The following is a 5,924-nucleotide window of genomic DNA, read 5'->3' on the forward strand; positions in this document are numbered from 1 at the left end:
ACCCCCAGGCCGCGCCCCTCCCGCCCGGCCGCTGCCCCGGCCGCGGCGGCCGCGCGGCGCGGCGCCGCGCGGCGCGCGGCGCGCCGCGCGCTCGGCTTGTCCGTGCCGGACATGGCGGCACAGCTGCGCATCCGCCGCCCCTATCTGGAGGCGCTGGAGGAAGGCCGCGTCGCCGACCTGCCCGCCGTCGCCTATGCCGTCGGCTTCGTGCGCACCTATGCCGCCGCGCTCGGCCTGCCGGCCGAGGAGATCGCCCGGCGCTTCCGCGAGGTGGCCGGGCCGGCCACCGTCAAGCCGAAGCTGGTCTTCCCCGAGCCGGTCCCGGAGCGCGGCATGCCGGCCGCGGCGATGGTGGTGGCCGGGGTGATGATCGCGGTCGGCGCCTATGTCGCCTGGTTCAACTGGTCGAGCGGCGGCGACCGCGTGGTGGATGTGGTCCCGCCCGTCCCGCCCCGCCTGGAAACGGCGGCCGAGGCCGGCCGGACGCAATTGCCCGGTCGCGACCTGGCGCTGCGGCCGGAGGCCGGGGCGGTGCCGATGGCTGCCCTGCCGCCGCCGGGCGGACTGCCGTCGGGATCGCCGACGCATGGCGCCAACACCTCGGCGCAGGCGGCGACCGTTCCGTCCGGCGGCCTGGCTGCCCAGTCGCCCGCTTCCCCCGCGTCGCCGGCCCCGGTGGCCCCTGCAGCGGCGCCCGAGCCGCCCGCCACACCCCCGGCGGTCGCGATCCCCGGCATGCCGGAGGGCACCCGCATGATCCTGCGGGCGCGCGGGAACAGCCCCGAAGGCTCCTGGGTGCAGGTGCGGGAGCCGCGATCGGGCCGGGTCCTGCTCAATCGCGTGCTGCGCCCGAACGAGGCCTGGCCGGTCCCGCTGCGGGAGGACCTGCTGCTCGACACGGGCAAGGCCGACGCGCTCGAGATCCTGCTCGACGGGCAGGCGCAGCCCGTGCTGGAGGGGCTGGTGGGCGTGCGCCGCAACATCGCGCTCGACCCGGAGAAGCTGCGCCAGAGGCTGGTTCCGCCCACCGCCTCGGCCACCCGCAACTGACCCCGGCGGGTCGCCTCGCCGATCCGCCCCCCTGTGATCGCCCGCGCCATGGCCATATCCTGGGGCGTGGCACGGCGGCCCCGCGGCCGGGCGTGGCGTGAGGAAAGGCCTGATGTCCTATCGCCCCTACCAGCAGATCCTGCGCCGGACATCCCGGCAGATCCGTGTCGGCAAGGTCCTGGTCGGCGGCGACGCGCCGATCAGCGTCCAGACCATGACCAACACGCCGACCGAGGACGCCAAGGCGACGATCGAGCAGATCCGCCGCTGCGAGCTCGCCGGCGCCGACATCGTCCGCGTCTCCGTCCCGACCGAGGAGAGCACCGCCGCGCTGCATGAGATCGTGCGCGAGGTGAACGTCCCGATCGTGGCCGACATCCACTTCCACTACCGCCGCGCCATCGAGGCCGCCGAGGCCGGCGCCGCCTGCCTGCGCATCAACCCGGGCAATATCGGCAGCAAGGAACGGGTGAAGGAGGTCGTGAAGGCGGCCCGCGACCATGACTGCGCCATCCGCATCGGCGTGAATGCCGGCTCGCTCGAAAAGCACCTGCTGGAAAAATACGGCGAACCGAACCCGGAGGCGCTGGTGGAAAGCGCCCTCTGGCACGCAGCGCATCTGCTGGACGAGGGGTTCGACCGCTTCAAGATCAGCGTGAAGGCCTCCGACGTCTTCCTCGCCGTCGCGGCCTATCAGCAACTGGCGGAGGCCTGCGACCACCCGCTGCATATCGGCATCACCGAGGCCGGCGGCCGCCGCGCGGGCACGGTGAAGAGCGCGATCGGGCTGGGTTCCCTGCTCTGGGCGGGCATCGGCGACACGCTGCGCGTCTCGCTCTCCGCCGAACCCGAGGAAGAGGTCTCGGTCGGCTGGGAGATGCTGAAGTCGCTGCATCTGCGCCATCGTGGGGTGAAGGTGATCTCCTGCCCCTCCTGCGCGCGGCAGGGCTTCGACGTCATCCGCACGGTGGAGAAGCTGGAGGAGCGGCTGGCGCATATCGACCAGCCGATCAGCCTCTCCATCATCGGCTGCGTGGTGAACGGCCCGGGCGAGGCGCTGATGACCGATATCGGGCTCACCGGCGGCGGTGCCGGCACGCACATGGTCTATGGCATGGGCAAGCAGAGCCACACGGTGAAGACCGAGGAGATGGTCGAGCACATCGTCGGCCTGGTCGAGGCGCGGGCCGAGGCGATGAAGGCCGCGAAGGCCGCCGAGGCGGCGGCGGCCGAGAAGCAGGCGGCCGAGTGAGGTGAACGGCCTCTCCGCCGCCGCGCTGATCGTCGGGCGCCTGCGCCGGCCGCCGGTGCCGGGGCTGGACGAGGATCTGGCGCGGCGGGACGCGGCCGTCCTGCGGCTGGGTTGCCTGCTGGCGGTGCAACTGGTGCTGTTCGTGGCGCTGACGCTGGCGGTGCGCTGACCGCCGGCCCCGTCCGGCCGGCCTTCAGCGCGGCTTCGTCGCCGTCAGCAGGATCGCCTCCATCGGCGCCTCGACCGCCGCGTCCATCGCGCCGCCCGCCAGGACCCGCGCCAGCCTCTGCGCGGCGATCTCCGTCACGGCGTCCAGGCCGGGGCCCCCCCGGGCCTCGATCTCCGCGCGCAGCGGCGTGCCCTGGCAGATGGCGGTCGCGGCGTGCCGGGCCGAGTTGGCGCGGCAGGGCAGCGTCACCCGCTCCGCGGCGATCGCCATGAAGCCGGCGGCGTCCAGCGCCCCGGTCAAGGCGGGAATGTCGCCATGTCCGTGCGGCGTCCGGGCCATGAAAAGCGGCGGGTCATCGGGGAACTGCTCGGCCACGGCCTGCTGCACGAGGGCGGGGATCGGATTGCGGTCGAGACCGCTCCAGACGCTCAGCACCAGCCGCGCGCCCGGGGCGAGGACGCGGAAGGCCTCCCCCAGCGCAGCCGGCTTGTCCATGAACATCAGGCCGAACTGGCAGACCAGCGCGTCGAAGCTGGCATCGGGGAAGGGCAGGCGCTCGGCATCGGCCTGGCGCAACGTCACGCGCCCGGGCGGCAGGCGCAGCACGGCGCGGTCGAGCATGGGCTGGTTCAGGTCGGTCGCGGTGATCGCGACAGCGTCCGGCAGGGCCGCGGCCAGTGCCGCCGTCGCGGCGCCCGTGCCGGCGGCCGTCTCCAGCAGATGGCCCCTCCGGAGCCAGGCAAGCCGCCCCGCCGCTTCCGCCGCATAGGGCTGGAAGAACATCGGGACCATGTGGCCGTCATAGCCTTCGGCCACCCGGGCCGCGAACACCGGATTGCTGGACGACATGGCGCTGGCCCTTGTCCTGGCATGTCTCCTTCCTGTTTCGCCTGTCGCGCCCGGTGCGGGAGATCAGGACTGCGCGACTTGCGTGAGATCGCGGACAGGATCGGTCGCGCCGCCGCCACGCGCTCCCCGCGCCCTTGCTCCCACGCGCTCCCCGCGCCCTTGCTCCCACGCGCTCCCCGCGCGATACGCCGCCCCATGGCCAGCCCGCTTCAGCCCGTCCGCGGCACCCGTGACCTCATCGGCGACGAGTTCCGCGCGCATCACCACGTCATCGAGACCGCGCGGCGGATCGCCGCCCTCTATGGCTTCGAGGAATGGTCCACGCCGATCATCGAGGACACCCGCGTCTTCAGCCGCGGCCTGGGCGACACCTCCGACGTCGTCTCGAAGGAGATGTACACCTTCACCGACCGGGGCGGCGAGTCCGTCACGCTGCGCCCGGAAGCCACCGCCGGCCTCTGCCGCGCCCTGGTCTCCAACGGCCTGGCGCAGGCCAACCTGCCGCGCAAGGTGTTCTACGCCGGCCCGATGTTCCGCTACGAGCGGCCGCAGAAGGGGCGCTACCGGCAGTTCCACCAGATCGACGTGGAGGTGCTCGGCGCCGCCGAGCCGCTGGCCGATGCCGAGGTCATCGCCTGCGGCTGGGATGTGCTGAACGCCCTCGGCATCGCCGACGGCGTGGTGCTGGAGATCAACACGCTCGGCGACACGGAAAGCCGCGACGCGTACCGCGCCGCGCTCGTCGCCTACCTCTCCGACCACCGCGCGTCGCTGTCCGAGGACAGCCAGGTGCGGCTGGAGAAGAACCCCCTGCGTGTCCTCGATTCCAAGGACGAGACCGACAAGAGAATCGTCGCCGGCGCCCCGGTGATGCGTGACCATCTGACCCCTGCCGCGGCCGCCTTCTACGATAACGTCCGGAAATACCTGACGGGCTTCGGCGTGCCGTTCCGGCAGAACGACCGGATCGTGCGCGGCCTCGACTACTACAGCCACACCGCCTTCGAATTCGTCACCGACCGGCTCGGCGCGCAGGGCACCGTGCTGGGCGGCGGCCGCTACAACGGCCTGGTGGAGGAGATGGGCGGCCCGCCCACGCCCTCCGTCGGCTGGGCGGCGGGCATCGAGCGGCTGGCGATGCTGCTGGCCGCGCCGCCGCCCGCGCCGCGCCCCGTCGCCGTGATCCCGGTGGCCGAGGCGCAGGAAGCCGCGGCACTGGCGCTGGTGCAGGCGCTGCGCGCCGCCGGCGTCGTCACGGAGATTTCCTATCGCGGCAACCTCAAGCGCCGCATGGAGCGCGCGAACAAGCTGCACGCCCGCGTCGCGCTGATCCTGGGCGAGGATGAGGCGAAGCAGGGCGTGGTGCAGTTGCGCGACCTCGATGCCGGCACGCAGGAGAGCCTCGCTCTCCCCGAGGCGGTGCGCCGCCTTTCGGCATGAGTCTGCCCCAGAAGCTCGACCGGTTGCTGAACCGCGCCGACGAGCTGCGCCACCAGCTCAACACCGCCGATGGCGCGCAGGTCGGCGCGATCGCGCGCGAGCTGTCGGAGCTCGATCCGCTGGTCGAGAAGGTGCAGGCCTACCGCGCCGCCGAACGCGCCCGCGACGAGGCGGAGGCGATGCTCGGCGACCCCGAGCTGAAGGAACTGGCCGAGGCCGAATATCTCGACCTCAAGGACCGCCTGCCGAAGCTCGAACGCGAGATCCGGCTGATGCTGCTGCCGCGCGACATCGCCGACGAGCGCAGCGCCATCCTGGAGATCCGCCCCGCCGCCGGTGGCGACGAGGCCGCGCTCTTCGCCGCGGAGCTGTTCGGCGCCTATCAGCGCTATGCCGCCCGCCAGGGCTGGCGCTTCGAGGTGCTGGACTATGACGAGAGCGACCTCGGCGGCGTGAAGGGCGCGACGGCCAGCATCGAGGGCAGGGGCGTCTTCGCGAAGCTGAAATTCGAAAGCGGCGTGCATCGCGTGCAGCGCGTGCCGGCGACGGAATCGCAGGGTCGTATCCACACCTCCACCGTGACCGTCGCGGTGTTGCCCGAAGCCGAGGATGTGGACGTGCAGGTGAACGAGAGCGACTTGCGCATCGACACCTACCGCGCCTCCGGCGCCGGCGGCCAGCACGTCAACAAGACGGATTCGGCCGTGCGCATCACGCATATCCCGACCGGGATCGTGGTCGCGATGCAGGAGGAGAAGTCGCAGCACAAGAACCGCGCCAAGGCGATGAAGGTGCTGCGCGCGAGGCTGTTCGACGCCGAGCGCACCCGCCTCGATTCCGCGCGGGCCGCCGACCGCAAGGGGCAGGTCGGCACCGGCGACCGCAGCGAGCGCATCCGCACCTACAACTTCCCCCAGGGGCGCGTGACCGATCACCGCATCGGCCTGACGATCCACAAGATCGACCGCGTGATGCTCGGCGAGTTCGACGAGGTGATCGAGGCGCTGGTCGCGGAGGACGAGGCCGCGCGGCTGGCCGCCGACGCGGAGTGAGGCCGCGGCGGGAGGGGCGCCGCCCCTCCCGAACCCACCCCGCCAAGGGGCAGTGGCCCCTTGGAACCCATGAGTTCTCATCGCCGGTCAGGGAGGGGCCATGCCCCCTCCC

The 5,924-nt window shown here is 72.6% G+C and carries 6 protein-coding genes; 5 read left to right on the forward strand and 1 reads right to left on the reverse strand.

The genetic code is table 11. The features are described 5' to 3' along the window. From AC1MIR_RS27170 to AC1MIR_RS27180, 3 genes are all read left to right on the forward strand, one after another. The coding region (locus AC1MIR_RS27170) for a helix-turn-helix domain-containing protein (protein ID WP_480031296.1) at positions 1 to 1,050 on the forward strand (1,050 nt) is incomplete at its 5' end. A 109-nt stretch (positions 1,051 to 1,159) separates the two neighbouring features. Continuing rightward, on the forward strand, positions 1,160 to 2,302 hold the full coding sequence (gene ispG / locus AC1MIR_RS27175) for a flavodoxin-dependent (E)-4-hydroxy-3-methylbut-2-enyl-diphosphate synthase (RefSeq protein ID WP_480031306.1): 1,143 nt from the start codon (positions 1,160 to 1,162) through the stop codon (positions 2,300 to 2,302). Between the two features lies 1 nt (position 2,303). Beyond that, the gene (locus tag AC1MIR_RS27180; protein WP_480031297.1) at positions 2,304 to 2,471 is read left to right on the forward strand and encodes a hypothetical protein; all 168 of its coding nucleotides are present in this window, start codon (positions 2,304 to 2,306) and stop codon (positions 2,469 to 2,471) included. 24 nt (positions 2,472 to 2,495) lie between these two features. Here AC1MIR_RS27180 and AC1MIR_RS27185 read toward each other — a convergent pair whose 3' ends face one another. Next, the gene (locus AC1MIR_RS27185; protein ID WP_480031298.1) at positions 2,496 to 3,320 is read right to left on the reverse strand and encodes a class I SAM-dependent methyltransferase; all 825 of its coding nucleotides are present in this window, start codon (positions 3,318 to 3,320) and stop codon (positions 2,496 to 2,498) included. A gap of 195 nt (positions 3,321 to 3,515) precedes the next feature. On the opposite strand from AC1MIR_RS27185, the gene hisS reads away from it, so the two are divergent. Both hisS and prfA read left to right on the forward strand, forming a co-directional pair. Next, positions 3,516 to 4,760, forward strand: a complete 1,245-nt coding sequence (gene hisS / locus AC1MIR_RS27190) for a histidine--tRNA ligase (RefSeq protein ID WP_480031299.1) — start codon at positions 3,516 to 3,518, stop codon at positions 4,758 to 4,760. Beyond that, positions 4,757 to 5,812, forward strand: coding sequence for a peptide chain release factor 1 (gene prfA, locus AC1MIR_RS27195; RefSeq protein WP_480031300.1), 1,056 nt, complete (start codon positions 4,757 to 4,759; stop codon positions 5,810 to 5,812). The genes hisS and prfA overlap by 4 nt, the downstream gene beginning before the upstream one ends. The last annotated feature ends 112 nt before the right edge of the window (positions 5,813 to 5,924 follow it).

This window comes from Falsiroseomonas sp. RANM36 (assembly GCF_056682175.1).